The following is a 16985-nucleotide window of genomic DNA, read 5'->3' on the forward strand; positions in this document are numbered from 1 at the left end:
ACAAAAGTGTTTAGCTGAGAATCCGAACATGTAGAGAACGTAGCGAAGTAGATTTCATGAGTGGCTTTTTGCATAGCTATGTTCGGATTCGCATGCATAAAAAAACTTCTGTCCTAGCCCCTTTTTAAATGAGGTGAGAATTTGTCAATTGAATTGGGAGTATTAGTTGCGATAGCTGGATTAGTCATCAGTTATCTAGCTTACCAACTTACTCATATAAAAGAGGTGAAAACGGACAGTCAGGAAAATGCGGAGGTTAAGGCAGAGTTAGGCTATATTCGTAGAGGAGTGGACGATATCAAGATAGACCTTAGGGCAAATGAGAAGCAAATATCGCAAATGGGTGAACGGATAACGAGGGTAGAGGAGTCGACAAAGCAAGCGCATAGGAGAATTGATCAGTTAAAAGGGGGAGATCAGTGATGATGTTTGATACGGGGAGTATTACACGTTTTTTCGGTTTAATTGTGGCATTGTTAGCTACTTTGGAATTCATGTTCCAGAGGATATTACCGAGGCGGTGGCGAGCTTAGCTATTGCTGCATTAGCCGTTTATGCTGCATGGAAGAATAACTACATTACGAAAAAAGGGCATGAGCAAAAGATGGCCATTGAAAAAGTAAAAAAAGGTGAGAGTGCTTAATGGACTATCAATTTGAAAGACTTCCTCAACTATCTGATCAACGTAAAACATTACCGAGAAAGGGGCTATATTCTAAACGGACACGTGTCATTACCGATCGTGCATGGCATCATTCGTTAACGAAAAAGGATTTAGCAGGCTCTACAGCTGCCGGTTTTGCGAGGTATCATGTAGAGTCATTAGGGTGGCCAGGGGTGGGTTACACATTTGTAATTGAACCACGAAATGTCGTTAACACGTCTTACGGGAGGCGTGCTCGTATTGTGTATTGTCATGACATTGATCGTCGCACGTATCATGTCGGTAATAGTAATCAATTTGCACTGGGCATTTGTGTGGCTGGTGACTATCGAACAGAAGAGTTAGACGATTCTACAATCATGTCTATTGCAGAATTACAGCAAGCACTTGTGGATGATGGGATTGGTCAGGTAGATAAATCTCACCATGAGTTTCCAGGGTACTCTTGGAAGCAGTGCTGTCGATTTGATTATCAAAACGTTATTAATACAACAAACGTATCCACACCTCCAAAAAGTGAGGTACCATCAACCTATATGATTCAAGAGGGTGATACTTATTGGAGTATTGCACACAAAGAAAGCGCTGCTGGTGTGACAGTAGACGATCTCATACGTGCGAATCCTGATGTCGACCCTACTCAATTACGTGTCGGTCAAGTGATCAATTTTAATGTTTCTAATCGTTCTAAATCTCCTACTAAAGGAAATAAGAAAAACGGATTCGTTGAAGTTTTATCATCGACATTAAATAGGCGTAAAGAGTCATCGTTTACAGCGGCGATAACTGGACAACTTACACGCGGAATGATTGTGAAAGTTTACGCCAAGCAAGGACAAATGTATCATATTGGCAGCCTTGATTGGTGCTCTGCTAATGCACCATATGTTAAGTATCACCAAGCGATTCATTACCGACGATTATTACGTGTAGTATCTCCACTATTGAGAGGAGGCGATGTTCGATATGTACAAGGTCGTCTTAAAGTACTTGGGTTTGATCCGGGTTCTATTGATGGAATTTATGGTAATAGGACACGTTCTGCTGTAACGAGGTACCAACAAACGGAACGTATTCAAATAGATGGCAGTGTAGGCGAACAAACGTGGGGGCAGTTGTTTGATTAAGATGTTTTAGAGTAAAGGGATGCTCCCATTAAGACACGAGGTTTTTATGAACCGGTTTTTCTTAATGGGAGCTATTATTAGTATACTAATAGAAAGAATGTCTATTATGTTTATTCAGGAGTTTATATGAGATTAAGAATTTTAACGATTCATCTTGGTTTTGCATAAATTTTATAAAAATCTCTTGCCTTCAATGCCCGATTTAGCTATAATATTTTTTGTCAGTACGAAAGAACAAGTTGGCCCGTTGGTCAAGCGGTTAAGACACCGCCCTTTCACGGCGGTAACACGGGTTCGAATCCCGTACGGGTCACCATACATATCGGAGGATTAGCTCAGCTGGGAGAGCACCTGCCTTACAAGCAGGGGGTCGGCGGTTCGATCCCGTCATCCTCCACCATATAATGGACAAGATAAATAAGTGGAGGGGTAGCGAAGTGGCTAAACGCGGCGGACTGTAAATCCGCTCCCTCCGGGTTCGGCGGTTCGAATCCGTCCCCCTCCACCATGCTTGTTATTGGGCTATCGCCAAGCGGTAAGGCAACGGATTTTGATTCCGTCATGCGCAGGTTCGAATCCTGCTAGCCCAGCCATGATTATCTTTTAGGCAAGATGATTGCCTTTCGAGCCATTAGCTCAGTTGGTAGAGCATCTGACTTTTAATCAGAGGGTCGAAGGTTCGAGTCCTTCATGGCTCATTTCCAAACATGCGGAAGTAGTTCAGTGGTAGAACACCACCTTGCCAAGGTGGGGGTCGCGAGTTCGAATCTCGTCTTCCGCTTTTTATATAACGGGGCCTTAGCTCAGCTGGGAGAGCGCCTGCTTTGCACGCAGGAGGTCAGCGGTTCGATCCCGCTAGGCTCCACTTACATATTCATATAGAAGGTGTTTAAAAGGCTTTGAGTCCTTTTAAACACCTTCTTTGTTGTGGTATTAAAGGAATGCAGAAGGATGGACGGAGGAGTCGGAGTGTATAGATAGATCGCGCACTGTATGAGGTCCCTCTTTCCTCTATTTTTCCTCTATATCATTTTTTTATGTTGTTACGGCTCTCTCATTCCTCTAGTTCGTCTTTTATTGCTCCTGTTGGCCTCATTTGCTCATATAGCGGAATGAGGATTCCTCATGCTTCTCAAGAAACGGCATTGCCCCTATATAGCGGCATGAGAATTCCCTTTGTCTTTTTTGCGCAGCATTTGTCTTTCCGATGGATAATGGAGGAGATAGGGCTGCTCTGTATGCAGTTCTGTTATTTTTGCAGATCTCTTCGTTTCGAAATTAGTTTAAGCTCTGGTTATGTAAATAGTAAAAGATGGTACTCAAAAATGGAAAAATCGGAAGTCATTTCTTATGGTATCAGAATATAGAACGGTTTAGTCAAGGTCATGTGACAGGAAAAAAGAAGGAAATTCCTAGCCTAAATACTGTTATTTTATGATATTATTAAAAAGGTTGAAACCTTGATGAAGGTGGATGCGTATATGATGTCAGAACCGTTTAGGTAGGGATATGAGAGATGGAGAGTACGATTAAACGATTAATTGGGGAAGTGAGAAAAGGCGATCAAGAGGCGTTTGCTGAGATTGTTGAGCTATATAAAGATAAAGTCTATCAAATCTGTTATCGCATGCTTGGCAATGTTCATGAAGCGCAAGATGTCGCTCAAGAGGCATTTTTGCGTGCCTATACAAATATTGATCGCTATGATATAAATAGAAAGTTCTCGACATGGCTTTTTCGAATTGCGACGAATGTATCGATTGATCGCTTGCGGAAAAAGAAGCCAGACTTTTACTTGCAGGATGAAGTGAAAGGAACGGATGGCGTGACGTTTGAATCTCAGTTGGCTGCAGATGAGGAGCTGCCTGAAGATCAAGTCGTGACAAGAGAGCTGCAGGATTGGGTTCAAAATGAAATTAATCAATTACCAATCAAATACCGAACCGCTATCATATTGAAGTACATTGAAGACCTCTCTATAAATGAGATAAGCGAAATATTAGATATGCCACCTGCCACTGTGAAAACAAGAGTTCATAGAGGGAGAGAGGCGTTACGTAAGAGAATGCGCCACATGTAGAAAGGGGGGCCTTTGGATGACATGCGAAAAGCAATATGACAAGTTGATACAAGCGTACCTTGATGAAGAAATAACGAGTGAAGAACGAAAGAGACTGAATGAACATTTGGCTGAGTGTGAAGAATGTAGAAAACGGGTTCAAGAGTTGAAAAAGACGATTGCTTTTGTCCAAAGTTCATCGCATATTGCGGCACCGTCTAACTTTACAAGCGCGGTTATGAACCAGTTACCAGAACGAAAGCAGACATCAAAGTGGAAGCAGTGGACACGAAGGCATCCTATCATCGTTGCGGCTGCTGTATTTCTTTTGCTCATGGCGATGAGCTTATCAACGATGTGGAACGATGAGAGTGAATTAGTCGTTCGAGGTTCTTCACAGCTCTCCATTAATCAGGAAAATGGTGTTGTGATTGTACCTGAGGGAGAAGTCATAGAAGGAGATTTAACGATTCAAAATGGAAAGTTGCAAATAGATGGCGAAATTCAAGGTAATGTTCTCCTCATTAATAGTGAGACGTACTACGCTTCGGCCGGGCATGTGTCGGGGGACATACATGAGGTCGACCAAGCACTTGAATGGATTTGGTATCACACGAAGAAGTTCTTTAAAGATGTTATAGCTGTTACGAATGGTGAAAAATAAACTCACCCTACAATAAAGGAGGCCACTGAAAAAGTACGATTTTCACTTTTACAGTGGTCTTTTGAAGCTTTAGAAGACGTATCTAAGTTATTTTGAACAGCAATTGTAATTAGGAGGCGAAGTCAGAAGGTTTTGTGATATAATGGACAGCAGTTGATTTCACGTATGTTTGGAGGCCGAGCCGTGTTTTCTGCATTAGGGGATATTCGTTTGCTCAACTATGTTGGTCAAATTGTAGATATATTACTTGTGACATTTGTTGTTTATAAATTAATAATGCTTATACGTGGGACGAAGGCTGTGCAATTATTGAAAGGGATCACGGTTATTTTACTCGTATGGTTCCTAAGCCGTTTCTTTGGTCTTCGTACGCTAGAATTTATTATGAATCAAACGGTCATTTATGGTCTGTTAGCGATCATTATTATATTTCAGCCTGAATTGAGGCGTGCGCTTGAGCAGTTAGGGCGTGGCCGTTTCTTCTCAAGTCGTACGATTCCAGAGCATGATGTGACGAAGCAATCGATTGATGCGATTGTGAAGGCGACGGTATATATGGCGAAACGTCGTATCGGAGCACTTATGTCGATTGAACGTGAGACGGGGATGAATGACTATGTTGAAACCGGTATAAAAATGAACGCGCATTTATCTTCAGAGCTACTAATTAACACGTTCATTCCGAATACGCCATTACATGATGGAGCCGTTGTGTTAAAAGGAGATGCTATTTTAGCGGCAGCTTGTTATTTGCCACTGTCTGAGAATCCATTTATTTCAAAGGAGCTTGGCACACGCCATCGTGCGGCATTAGGTGTCAGTGAAGTAACAGATTGTATTACGATTATTGTGTCCGAGGAAACAGGATCGATATCATTGACGAAGAATGGTGAGCTTCATCGTGATATCGATGAGTCGCAAATGCGAGAGTTATTAGAGCAGGAATTATTGGAAGAAGGGAAACCTACAACCGCTTCACGCTGGCAGTGGGGAGGGAAGAAAGATGGATAAGCTATTTAATAATCATTGGTTTGTCAAAATGATTGCTTTCTTTATCGCGTTAATGCTGTTCACGATGGTTAACATTGATGATATGACAAATCAGACCGGGTTACTTCCAACGAATCAAGCAACGTATACATTGGAAGAGGTTGAATTATCTGTCTTATACAATGAAGAGGTTTATGAATTGATCGATTACCCTGAACATGTACAAGTGACGTTAAAGGGACCGCAAACATCGATTACATTATTTCAGTTAGCAAGAGGCTCGTATGAAGTCGTTGCTGATGTATCAGATCGTGGTGAAGGAGCTCATACTGTAAGTGTAGAGCACAGAGGGTTCCCAAGTGATTTATCGGTTTCGGTTGAGCCTCAATATGTTCGGGTAGAATTACAGGAAAAGCAAACCGTATCCTTACCTGTTCAAGTGGAATTTATGAATGAGGATGAAGTGGTAGAAGGATATTCCTTAGGAACGCCTATTGTTTCTCCTGTGAATGTCGAAGTGACAGCTGCAAGGGATCAAGTTTCCCAAGTGAAGCATGCACGAGCGTTTATTGATGTGAGTGGGGCGGATCAAACGATAGAAGATGCAGCTCCTGTCCAATTGTATGATGAGAATGGTAACGAGCTTGACTTAGAAGTAGAGCCAGCTGTTGTGGATATTACCGTGCCAGTTACGAGTCCAAATCGAACCGTGCCGACACGGGTCACTCGGGTTGGTGATTTGCCTGAAGGAATGAGTATTGATGAGCTAGAGATTGAACCTGAGGAAGTGACGATCTACGGTCCACTAGAGATTATTGATAACATTAACGTTATTAGTGTCGGTGAGCTAGATTTAAGTGATTTAGACGAAAGTCAAACGATTGAGATGACGATCCCATTACCGAATGGAGTGGAAAGTGTATCGCCAGAGATTGCCACGGTCCAAGTGAGTATTGCTGAAGAGGAAACCGAGGAATTTGAGAACATTCCGATTGATTTAATCGGTGATAGCGATGAGGATGAGGTGACCTTTATGGATGGTATTGAACCTTCGACAACAGTCATCGCGCAAGGGGCAGCTGATTTGTTGGCGAGAATGACGGCTGACGATATACAAGCGTTTGTCGACGTTAGTCAATTATCTAGAGGTGAGCATGATGTTGATGTTCAAATTAATGGACCGCCACATATTCGTTTTCAGTTAAGGGATGAAACAATTCCAGTTCAAATACAACTCAAATCTGAGTGATGATTTTTTGAAGGAGAGAATAATTCATGGGTAAATATTTTGGTACAGATGGTGTAAGAGGTGTAGCGAATAGTGAGTTAACACCGGAGCTTGCTTTTAAATTAGGGCGTATGGGTGGATATGTGTTAACAAAAGCAGAGGATAAGCCTCGTGTGATCATTGGACGCGACACACGTATTTCTGGGGAAATGTTGGAAAGTGCACTAGTCGCTGGCCTCCTTTCCATTGGTGCTGAAGTGATGCGCTTAGGAGTCATTTCGACTCCTGGTGTTGCATATTTAACGAAGGCACTAAGTGCGAGTGCAGGGGTGATGATTTCTGCTTCGCACAACCCTGTTCCTGATAATGGGATTAAGTTCTTTGGACCAGATGGCTTCAAGCTTTTGGATCAGCAAGAGGAGGAGATTGAGCAATTACTCGATCAAGAGGATGACTTGCCTCGTCCTGTTGGTGGAAGTCTTGGTCAAACGACTGATTATTTTGAAGGAAGCCAGAAATATTTACAATTCTTAAAGCAGACGGTTCAAGAGGATTTCACTGGAATCCATGTTGCGCTTGATTGTGCGAATGGTGCGGCTTCTTCATTAGCCTCGCATTTATTCGCTGACTTAGAAGCGGATCTTTCGACAATGGGAGCAAGTCCAAATGGCATTAACATTAATGAAGGCTGTGGATCAACTCATCCAGAAGCATTAGCCCAATTTGTCTTAGAGAAGGAAGCTCACATTGGACTTGCCTTTGATGGTGATGCGGATCGCCTCATTGCTGTTGATGAAAAAGGTCAGATCGTCGATGGTGATAAAATTATGTACATATGCGCAAAATATATGAAGGCCCAAGGCTGGTTAAATCATGGGACGGTTGTCTCTACAGTAATGAGTAACCTTGGCTTCTATAAAGGATTAGAGGAGATCGGAATTGAAGCGAAGCAAACGGCTGTTGGCGATCGTTACGTAATGGAAGAAATGCGTAAAGGTGGCTATAATCTCGGTGGAGAGCAATCAGGACATATTATCTTCTTAGATCATATTACGACAGGTGATGGGTTGTTAACAGCTGTGCAGCTAGTGAATATTATGAAAGCAACTGGAAGAAAGCTATCGGAATTAGCAGGAGAAATGGAAACCTTCCCACAAGAGCTCGTTAATATTCGAGTATCTGACAAAAATGGATTAATGGATAATGAAGAAGTACGTAAAGTAATTGAACAAGTAGAAGAAGAAATGGGTGGTGAAGGTCGAGTGCTCGTTCGTCCATCTGGAACGGAGCCACTTGTTCGTGTCATGGTAGAAGCGAAGACAGAAGAACTTTGCACAAGCTATGTGAATCAAATCGCTGAAGTGGTAAAAGAAGAGCTTGGACTAGAAGAATAGTTTGATATGATGCATAAGCTGCACCAATTGGGGAGCTTATGCATATTTTATATAGAGAAGCATTTGGAAGAGAGAATATCGTTAGAGGGGGCTGATTGATTATTGACGTATAGAAGGCAATAAGGTATGATGTTCCGTGAGTCAAGAATAGAAAGGTGGATCGTAAGGTTTGCAACGAAAAGCGCCAGGACTACACGAGTGAATGTGTAGTTGACGAGGAGAGGGTTTATCGATTGTTCGGCGGATGCCCTCCGGTTGTAGCATGACAGCCGCCAAGCTTTTGTAAAAAACATAGAGGCAACTCTATGGACAAAGTCAGAAGCAACATGCCTTCTAAAAAAATAAAAAGAGAGTGGGGGCAAGTGTGCCCTCAAGTGCAGCTTGCCTTCACAATAGGAGGTAGCTACAACATGTGTGGAATTGTTGGTTATATCGGAAATGAAGAAGCGAAGGAAATTTTATTACGTGGCTTAGAGAAACTGGAGTATCGCGGGTATGATTCAGCTGGGATTGCTTTGCGCAACAACGAAGATGTGCAAGTCTATAAGGAAAAGGGTCGCATTGCAACGCTACGTGATGCGGTTGACGAATCAGCTCAAGGAACGGTAGGGATTGGTCATACACGTTGGGCAACTCACGGTGTACCGAGCAAGTTGAATGCTCACCCACATCAGAGTACAACGTCACGTTTTACTCTTGTGCATAATGGTGTGATCGAGAATTACGAAGAGCTTAAGCGAGACTATGTAGAGGTTGAACTGCAAAGTGACACGGATACAGAGGTGATCGTTCAGCTCGTTGAACACTTTGTCGCTCAGAATCAACAAGTTGAGGAAGCGTTCCGTACGACATTATCTCTATTAAAGGGATCATATGCGATTGCCTTGTTAGATAAAGAGGATGCAGACGTTGTCTATGTTGGAAAGAATAAGAGTCCGCTCCTTATTGGTGTCAGTGATACTGCGAATGTGATTGCATCAGATGCGATGGCGATGCTACAAGTAACCAATCAATTCGTTGAGATTATGGATGAAGAAATTGTTCTCGTTCGACGTGATGAGGTGACAATTAAGACATTAGATGGCACAGTAGTGGCTCGTTCTCCGTATACAGCGGAATTAGATGCGAGTGACATTGAAAAAGGGACGTACCCTCACTTCATGTTGAAGGAAATTGACGAGCAGCCCTTTGTCATTCGGAATATTATCCAAAAATATCAAAATGAAGATGGCACCGTTCGACTTGATGACAACATTCGTCAAGCGATGAGTGAAGCCGATCGTATTTATATTATTGCAGCTGGAACGAGTTATCATGCTGGATTAGTAGGAAAGCAGTTAATCGAACGCATTGCAGAACGTCCAGTAGAAGTTCATATTGCCAGTGAATTTCTTTATAACATGCCACTTCTTTCCGAGAACCCACTCTTTATTTTTATTTCACAAAGTGGAGAAACAGCAGACCTACGAGGTGTGCTTGTTGAAATCAAAGAAAAAGGCTATCAAGCCCTAACGATTACGAATGTACCAGGCTCAACGCTCTCGCGTGAAGCGGACTTCACCCTTCATACGTATGCCGGTCCAGAAATTGCCGTTGCATCAACGAAGGCTTATACAGCACAAATGGCTGTTCTTACGCTTCTTGCCGTCGATACGGCACGGGCAAGAGGCATCGAGCTTCCATTTGATCCATTGCAGGAGCTTGCGATTGTCGCCAATGCTATGGAAACATTATGCGGTCAAAAAGATCAGCTTGAGCAAATCGCACGCGATTACTTGCTCACAACGCCAAACTGCTTCTTCATCGGACGCGCAGCTGACTACTTTGTCTGCCTAGAAGGAGCACTGAAGCTAAAAGAAATCTCGTACATCCAAGCAGAAGGCTTCGCCGGTGGAGAGTTAAAGCACGGAACGATTGCTCTTATTGAAGACGGCACACCAGTTGTCGCCGTTGCCACTCAAGCTCATGTCAATTTAAGCATCCGTGGTAACGTGAAAGAGGTCGCTGCACGTGGGGCGAACCCTTGCATTATTAGCATGGAAGGCTTAGACCAAGAAGGAGACGCTTTTGTCCTACCAAGCGTACACCCAATGCTCTCAGCACTGGCAACTGTCATTCCGTTGCAGCTTATCTCGTATTACGCCGCTCTACATCGTGGTTGTGATGTTGATAAGCCGAGGAACTTGGCGAAGAGTGTGACGGTGGAGTAGGGTATGTGTGGATGGTGGTTGTGAGTGTAGGTTTGAAATAAAGTCGTACCGTTTATAAAAAAGATGTACCGTTTTACCCCTTTGGATATAATTGTCTAAAGGGGTGTTTTTATGTCAAAAAGAAACAGAACATCTAAAATTGAAAAATGGATAAAAGAAGGCCGTGGCTTAGGTATCGGTTCAAAATATAAACCATGGTTAAAAATTCAAGATGTATCTTCGTTAGGTAGATCTACTCACTTGAAAGGAATAAAGACACCAAACCTTTTTAAATAAACCACAATTATAAATTCGCGTACTATCGGAAGCGATATTAAAAAGGTTCCGTCGTCCGACGAAACCCTAGAAAATTATCGGATTCTCCGATTGTGTTAAATTTAATTACCACGTAACTCTATTGTATAGATGAAAGATATTGCTTTTAACTTATCACCATAAAGACTAAGGTCACAAAAAATGCAACTAAGAAGCAAAACGACGAGAAATACATAGCTACCGATCTCCCGATTTCGCCCTTCACTGTATAAATAGCAGCTTTACTAAAGAATGATGTTAATCCAAAAACAGACATTAGTAGTAATGGGACATTAACCTCACCGTGAGCTATGCCAGTAAAATACATAATGAAATATCCAACCGCTAAAGTTAGAAGAAGCAGCAAATCAGTAAGCATAAATATTTTTTTATATGATTCTTCCAATTCTACACCTCCATCCTCTATTTAAAGGCTACTTTTTTTCCTTGAAAGGGCTTGCATTAGTCGTTTACTAGTTTAACATAGTAGCTACATTGGCTATATCGAAACGGAAATGACGCGGAGGATATTAAAAACTTCCATTTCACTTTTGGATGCTTTTAATCCTGTCAGGAATGATAAATCATTTGCTCATGACAATCCATTGCTGAACTATGACGAGAGCATGCTGATTTTTAAAAATATCTCGGCCCTCATTTAGTTCTTGGAATCCATTGAAAAGAAAATGAATGAGCAATCTAAAAATGATTTACCGTTTTAACAGCTCTTGAAAAAACGTGGTTTGGAAAATCCCATCGAAAATTCTAAAAAGTCGGTATACTAGAAACGTGCGCGACTGTTGAATGAGTAAGGTGAGAAAACAACAAATCTATTTACTGAACAGTTCAAGTATACTTACAACAATACTGTACAACAAGAAAGAAGGAAGGACGATAGTCATTAAATTGGCCATTGTTCTTCTTCAATCCAGGGTTTGATGACCGGTCTGAGAAAATGATTAAACTTTCTTTCATCTAATGTGCAACGTTTCACAAATAAAGACCCCCTTTTGATCAATCTTTTTTTCAAACGAGTTTTCCAATTGGACTTAAATATATGGGTTTGGGAGGTGTTTTTGATCAAATTTACTTTTAAATCTACAGTGATGTCTGGTGACATTATAGTTATTTCCTAGACATTATAGTTGGTTTCTTTACACCAAAGTTAGTGCCTTGACAACAGAGTTGGTATCTAGAGGTTAATTACTCACGATATTGGCCAAAATGAAATACCAATAAATACCGACTCTTAAATACTAAAACTTTCCAAATTCGGAGCAGAAGCAGGTATTTTTCCGTTTCTCTTCTAAAATAAACATCTATCGTACAAGAGATAAAATGAATAAGGATCAAGGGGAAAGGCAGACGTATCAGACGTTGTAGCCTCACTCATGAGCTTTTGAAAACATATGAAATCGGTCGATCTCTAAGACACCTGTTCAGTATCGCCGAGAAGCCCTTAAAAAAGCTGTCTGATTTACTGTTGACAATCCAAGAATGCAAGCTTCAGATAGAGAGTATGTTTGTCTGAAGTTTAAAACAGAGGATTTACTCCGAAAATATTCAAGAAGAATGAGTCTTTGTAAATATAACTCAGGTAGCTTCTTTTAAATTTACGAACCTTTATTAAGGAGCTTGGATGAAGAAAGTATTTGAGATGAGCATCCAAGTATGTATAAAAGAATGACCTATAAAAAGAATATTAATATGTTTATCACATATAACAATCGAAATTTCTCCTTATCGAAAAAAGATGCCAAAGTAAGAGAAATTCTAATTGAAGATGAAGTTGATTTTTCTGATATGGAGGTAGAGTTAATTGATAACGGATAAGAGAGTGTTAATGAGCTATAAAGATATTGAAGGGGTAGAAGAATGAGATAACAAAACAAATGGTGTGGGGGTATAATGTATAAACTTAAGAAATCTTTATTATTATTTGCATTGGTTGGATGTGTAGTCAGGATGCTAAGAATTTCTCAAAAACCTATAACGATTCAAATATGAATTTAGGGTTGGCAACAAGATACAAGCCCCTCAAGTTTGGGGAGGCACTTACTTACGGATTTCGCGTGTACATCTATGGGTGTTAATAGAACAGAGACAGACTCTATGGAAAATTGGCGTGAATATAGTCAAAATATATTGTTGAAAATCAGCATGGAAAACGATTGTTTTAACTACGGAAATGCAAAAAACCTGTCAATTCGACAGGTTGAATAATCAAAATGTGCAGCGCCAAAAACATGGAGCGCCTCATTTCTGTTAAACAAGTCCAGGAGGATGTCCTGCCGGTTCCAAACCTATTCTGGGCGGTTGTTCCCTGAGAGGTCACTGCACAGGTTATTCCGTTCGTACAATTCCAGCACGATCTGCTGTTCGAAATTCAGTCTAACTCACCTCAATGAAGCTCGCGTTCCAAACGTTCCCTCCAAGGAAACATTTGGCGTTATTACTCCCGTTAATTCACTACAAATCTATGTTTGTTTTCCTGAGCCCACTCCGCAAATGACTTAAGCTCAACTCCATACTGCCTTGTTTCCTCAATATCGAAACCGTAACCGGGTACTTTTTCCAACCACTCCATAAAATAAACCGTTCCCTCTAACATGCCGCGCTTCCGGGATTCCTCATCGTCTACAGTTTCGAAAACTATCTTTTTATCAAGAACGCGACTTAGCGTTTCTGCAATCTCCGTCATGGAAAGCTCGTCGCTTGCGATATTAATATCCTTTTCACGGAACTTCTCCGGATTTTCAAAAGCCGCGCGTGCAAATTTGGCCGTATCCTCCCCGGAATTTAATTTTAAAGGAGTATGCCCTTTCAACGTGCCAAACAAAACCCTGTTTTTTAATTCCGGCGCCATAATGGCCGAATGTGGCTCTACAAAATTTTCCATAAACCAGCAAGGATGCAGAATCGTCCAAAACCGGAATCCACCATTGCGGATAAGCTCTTCGATTTCGTATTTATTCTCCCAGGTCTGAACGAGATACTTGTGTTTGTCCCACCGCGGAAACAGATTACTGCCGGCGACCGAGGTGTGTACGACTTGTTCGATTCCGGCCTTCCTTGCGGCTTGCACCATGTTTGCGGCGTTACGCGGCTCAACCGTCAGATCATAGGGATCGGCGTACTGCACCGAAAAAATTGCCGATACATTTTCCATGGCAGGCTCCAACGATGCCGGATTGGCCATGTCTCCCTGGATCATTTCCGCTCCTAAGGCGGCCATCGCTTGGGACGCCTCCGACTCCGGGTTTCGGGTCAGGATCCTCACGAGATGACCGTGCTGCAGCAACTCGCGGGCCACGTTTTCGCCTTGTGTTCCTGTACCGCCTATTACCAATATCGTTCTTGTATGTTTGTGTCCCATATCTGATCTCTCCTATCTTATTGAATAACCAAATTATATTACCAAAGTAAAGCAAAGTCAATACCTAGGTAAAGTATTTGTTGTGTAAAGTTTCGGAATGAAAATCCCTGACACAAAAAAAACGCTCCCTCATTTGAGCGGAGCGTTACATTTTATAACACTTATTCATCTTTCAAGACCAACAAAATTTCAAACCGCTTCCTTACTTCTTCCAGAACATCGAACTTGCCGTCCGTGACGGCCCAATTCAGAATGACTCCATTGGCTATAATGCACATCGAATCAAGCAAATCTTCGGCACTCGCAGGATTGTTGATATGGCCCGCGTCTTTGGCGCGTTGAACCAGCGTGGGAATAATGCTGTTCAGCAACGATGACTTGCCTTTATCGAGAGGAAGTACTTGGTTTCGCAGGTGGATCCTATAATTTTCCCTAGTCATTTCGACTCCAAAACGAACCATGTGCTTCACATAAATCTCCATGGCCTTCATCGCCTGATCGGCATAATCAGTGACGGTCAGAATGTCCAGTAAATCAGTATTGGATATCATATTGTCAAACGAAAAAAATTCAGAAATCAACTCGTCCTTGGATTTGAAATGATAATAAAATGCGGTTTTGGTCACATTGATCTCTTTGCAAATTTGGTTGATCGTGACTTGATCGAACCCATATTTATTAAATAAATGTATGCTTGTGGTCAAAATAGCTTCTTTTGTCGTGCCTTTTGAGCTCATCTCTTGCCCCCAACTCCTTTGCCACTATTATAAATCATTTAACAAAGAAATGGTATTACATTACTCAGGTAATGTTTTTAAAATATGTAGTGCTGAATTTGTTTGCTCTTGGCAACATCATGATTGAAAAGTCTGAGCGTGGCAATCGCGCTCGTGCAAGTTAACCTAAGCATTAAGAAAATACTTTATTTTCTTTCAACAAACATTGTATCTTTGAAATAAAGTTGCGACGTTAGCAAGAAAGATACGATGTTTAAAAAAAGTCACGATGTCTATAAAAAAATTGCGATGGTTTACCCCTTTGGATATGATTGTCTAAAGGGTGTTTTTGTGGTGATAAGAAAAAGAATATCTAAAGTCGAAAATGGAGCTCCTTTTTTCTTAAATCCTTCTCTAGCTTTTAAGAAAATACGATGTTTATATAAAAATTTTGAGAATAAAGAGGCGGGGGATTTTATGTATAGAATATTAATTGTGGAGGATGAAATAAGTATTACTGATACATTAAAAAATCGACTTAAAAAATACGGATATGAGTGCCACACAATAGAAGATTTTAAAAGAGTTCTGGATGTTTTTCAAGAAACAGAACCTCATTTAGTTATTATGGATATAAACCTTCCTTACTTTGATGGCTATTACTGGTCAAGAAAAATAAGGCAGATATCCACATGTCCAATTATGATTCTGTCTGCTCGAATGAGCGAACTAGACCAGATATATGGTATTGAAAATGGTGCAGATGATTTTATCACTAAGCCTTTTGTAATGGATGTCGTATTAGCAAAAATCAATGGGCAAATTCGACGTACGTATGGAGAGTATGCAAAAACCGCGGAACGACGAATAGTACAATTGGGTAATACCATCTTAAATTTGGACACAGTACGTTTATCTACGCCGAGACAGGAGGAAGTATTGACGGTAAAAGAGCTCCAGCTTTGTAATATGTTTTTTGAGTCTTTTCCAAATGTTGTCACAAGACAGCAGCTGCTTTCTGTTATATGGGATGAAGAAGGATTTGTAGAAGAAAATACACTCACAGTGAATATAAAAAGATTGCGAAAAAAATTGGAACATATCCAATCCTCCTTAGAACTAAAAACGATTCGAGGAATTGGTTACCAATTAATGGAGAAAGATAAATGAAGTTATTTATAAAGGATCATCTCAGCATTATTCTTTTGTATCTGATCACTTTTATCTGCTTACCTTTTATCATTGAACAATTAGATGGTTTTGAAAATCATTATTACTATTTTAGTTTTTTAGCCACCACTTTATTAATGATTCTGCTTGTTATTCGCTATCTTCGTCGTAAAAAAATGTACACACATTTAAAGAAAGAAAATTTGGATCAAGCTGGTTTTCTTGTCTATCGTCCTCATGCTCCAATTGAAAAAGCATATGCCAATCAATTAAAGGAATTTTCCTCCTTACTCTTAAAAGAACAGGACACGTATCAAGATTTCTTACAGGAACAGCAGCTACTTATTTCACATGCGGTGCATCAGATGAAGACGCCTATTTCTGTCATGCAATTGCTTGTGCAATCGAATCAAATAAACGATGTCAAATCGTTGGGAGAATGGCAGAAAGTAAAAGCCGAATGCGATAAAATATACTTTTCGTTAAATCAGCTATTGTCTTATAGCCGCTCTACCCAATTATTATCTGATTTGAAAATTGAAGCGATGCCACTAAAGAAAATCATACAAGAGGTTATTAATGATTTAAAAGATTACTTTATTGAGGAAGAACTATTTCCTAAGGCGACAATAGCGGAAGAAGTTATTCTTTATTCAGACCGAAAGTGGATGAAAGTAGTTGTTTACCAACTGCTTAGTAATGCGATTAAATATGGTGAGAAGCACTCTACTGTTCATATTTATTATAGGAATGGTCAATTATCGATTCATAACAGGGGGGAAACCATTCCAAAAAGTGAGATCAATCGCTTATTCAATTTGTTCTATACAGGTTCAAAAGGACGGAAAAGAAGTGAAGCAACAGGAATAGGTTTATACTTAGTGAAAAGGATTTTGGATACGCTAGATCATCCGTTTGAATTAACATCTCATCATCAAGAAACCATTTTCACCATTGAACTTTCAAAAAGTATTAGTACGGCTGCCGATTGAGGTAGCCGTTTTGAATGTGTCAATATTGTCACTTTGCCGTCATGTTTCTAAATGTTAAAGAATGGACGACTTCGGTATATTAAAGTTAACAATGAAAAAAA

Annotated in this window: 15 protein-coding genes, 7 tRNA genes and 1 pseudogene; 20 read left to right on the top strand and 3 right to left on the bottom strand. The window is 40.7% G+C overall.

Annotated elements, in window-relative coordinates; translation table 11 throughout:
- Positions 1-141: 141 nt before the first annotated feature.
- The 17 genes and pseudogenes from JCM9152_RS15560 to JCM9152_RS21480 all read left to right on the top strand — a co-directional run.
- Positions 142-423, top strand: coding sequence for a hypothetical protein (locus JCM9152_RS15560; RefSeq protein ID WP_035346150.1), 282 nt, complete (start codon positions 142-144; stop codon positions 421-423).
- A 97-nt stretch (positions 424-520) separates the two neighbouring features.
- Complete coding sequence (locus JCM9152_RS22405) at positions 521-643, top strand: phage holin (protein WP_158318448.1); 123 nt, start codon at positions 521-523, stop codon at positions 641-643.
- A complete protein-coding gene (locus tag JCM9152_RS21475) occupies positions 643-1791 on the top strand; it encodes a peptidoglycan-binding protein (RefSeq protein WP_052016008.1) in 1149 nt (382 codons plus the stop codon). The genes JCM9152_RS22405 and JCM9152_RS21475 overlap by 1 nt, the downstream gene beginning before the upstream one ends.
- A 241-nt stretch (positions 1792-2032) precedes the next feature.
- Positions 2033-2107 (top strand) — tRNA-Glu (locus tag JCM9152_RS15575).
- 8 nt (positions 2108-2115) lie between these two features.
- Positions 2116-2191, top strand: a tRNA-Val gene (locus JCM9152_RS15580).
- A 23-nt stretch (positions 2192-2214) separates the two neighbouring features.
- A tRNA-Tyr gene (locus JCM9152_RS15585) sits at positions 2215-2299 on the top strand.
- A 10-nt stretch (positions 2300-2309) separates the two neighbouring features.
- Positions 2310-2384: transfer RNA gene (locus JCM9152_RS15590), tRNA-Gln, on the top strand.
- A 32-nt stretch (positions 2385-2416) separates the two neighbouring features.
- Positions 2417-2489, top strand: a tRNA-Lys gene (locus tag JCM9152_RS15595).
- Between the two features lie 11 nt (positions 2490-2500).
- Positions 2501-2572: transfer RNA gene (locus JCM9152_RS15600), tRNA-Gly, on the top strand.
- 11 nt (positions 2573-2583) lie between these two features.
- A tRNA-Ala gene (locus tag JCM9152_RS15605) sits at positions 2584-2656 on the top strand.
- A gap of 651 nt (positions 2657-3307) precedes the next feature.
- A complete protein-coding gene (gene sigW / locus JCM9152_RS15610; RefSeq protein ID WP_035346152.1) occupies positions 3308-3871 on the top strand; it encodes an RNA polymerase sigma factor SigW in 564 nt (187 codons plus the stop codon).
- Between the two features lie 16 nt (positions 3872-3887).
- Positions 3888-4514, top strand: coding sequence for an anti-sigma factor family protein (locus tag JCM9152_RS15615; RefSeq protein WP_035346154.1), 627 nt, complete (start codon positions 3888-3890; stop codon positions 4512-4514).
- Positions 4515-4679: 165 nt separating this feature from the next.
- Positions 4680-5525 carry a diadenylate cyclase CdaA gene (gene cdaA, locus JCM9152_RS15620; RefSeq protein WP_035346156.1) on the top strand — a complete coding sequence of 282 codons (846 nt, stop codon included), beginning with the start codon at positions 4680-4682 and terminating at the stop codon, positions 5523-5525.
- Entirely contained in the window at positions 5518-6753 is a 1236-nt protein-coding gene (locus JCM9152_RS15625; protein WP_035346158.1) for a CdaR family protein, read from the top strand. The genes cdaA and JCM9152_RS15625 overlap by 8 nt, the downstream gene beginning before the upstream one ends.
- A 26-nt stretch (positions 6754-6779) precedes the next feature.
- On the top strand, positions 6780-8126 hold the full coding sequence (gene glmM, locus JCM9152_RS15630) for a phosphoglucosamine mutase (protein ID WP_035346160.1): 1347 nt from the start codon (positions 6780-6782) through the stop codon (positions 8124-8126).
- Positions 8127-8536: 410 nt separating this feature from the next.
- The gene (glmS, locus tag JCM9152_RS15635; protein WP_035346162.1) at positions 8537-10336 is read left to right on the top strand and encodes a glutamine--fructose-6-phosphate transaminase (isomerizing); all 1800 of its coding nucleotides are present in this window, start codon (positions 8537-8539) and stop codon (positions 10334-10336) included.
- A gap of 111 nt (positions 10337-10447) precedes the next feature.
- A pseudogene (locus JCM9152_RS21480) lies at positions 10448-10594 on the top strand (heteromeric transposase endonuclease subunit TnsA); the annotation flags it as partial.
- 163 nt (positions 10595-10757) lie between these two features.
- Here JCM9152_RS21480 and JCM9152_RS15640 read toward each other — a convergent pair.
- Positions 10758-11036, bottom strand: a complete 279-nt coding sequence (locus JCM9152_RS15640; RefSeq protein ID WP_035346164.1) for a hypothetical protein — start codon at positions 11034-11036, stop codon at positions 10758-10760.
- A gap of 1265 nt (positions 11037-12301) precedes the next feature.
- Between JCM9152_RS15640 and JCM9152_RS22695 the strand changes: the two genes are divergently transcribed.
- The gene (locus JCM9152_RS22695; protein WP_156315002.1) at positions 12302-12463 is read left to right on the top strand and encodes a hypothetical protein; all 162 of its coding nucleotides are present in this window, start codon (positions 12302-12304) and stop codon (positions 12461-12463) included.
- Between the two features lie 628 nt (positions 12464-13091).
- Here the strand turns inward: JCM9152_RS22695 and JCM9152_RS15650 are convergent.
- The gene (locus JCM9152_RS15650) at positions 13092-14006 is read right to left on the bottom strand and encodes an NmrA/HSCARG family protein (RefSeq protein ID WP_035346168.1); all 915 of its coding nucleotides are present in this window, start codon (positions 14004-14006) and stop codon (positions 13092-13094) included.
- A gap of 161 nt (positions 14007-14167) precedes the next feature.
- Positions 14168-14743, bottom strand: a complete 576-nt coding sequence (locus JCM9152_RS15655) for a TetR/AcrR family transcriptional regulator (RefSeq protein ID WP_035346170.1) — start codon at positions 14741-14743, stop codon at positions 14168-14170.
- Between the two features lie 456 nt (positions 14744-15199).
- Between JCM9152_RS15655 and JCM9152_RS15660 the strand changes: the two genes are divergently transcribed.
- Together JCM9152_RS15660 and JCM9152_RS15665 are read left to right on the top strand one after the other, a co-directional pair.
- Positions 15200-15892, top strand: a complete 693-nt coding sequence (locus JCM9152_RS15660) for a response regulator transcription factor (RefSeq protein ID WP_035346232.1) — start codon at positions 15200-15202, stop codon at positions 15890-15892.
- Positions 15889-16884, top strand: coding sequence for a sensor histidine kinase (locus tag JCM9152_RS15665; protein WP_035346172.1), 996 nt, complete (start codon positions 15889-15891; stop codon positions 16882-16884). Before JCM9152_RS15660 ends, JCM9152_RS15665 begins: the two co-directional genes overlap by 4 nt.
- The last annotated feature ends 101 nt before the right edge of the window (positions 16885-16985 follow it).

The organism is Halalkalibacter hemicellulosilyticusJCM 9152 (assembly GCF_000513115.1).
Lineage (GTDB): Bacteria > Bacillota > Bacilli > Bacillales > Bacillaceae_D > Halalkalibacter > Halalkalibacter hemicellulosilyticus.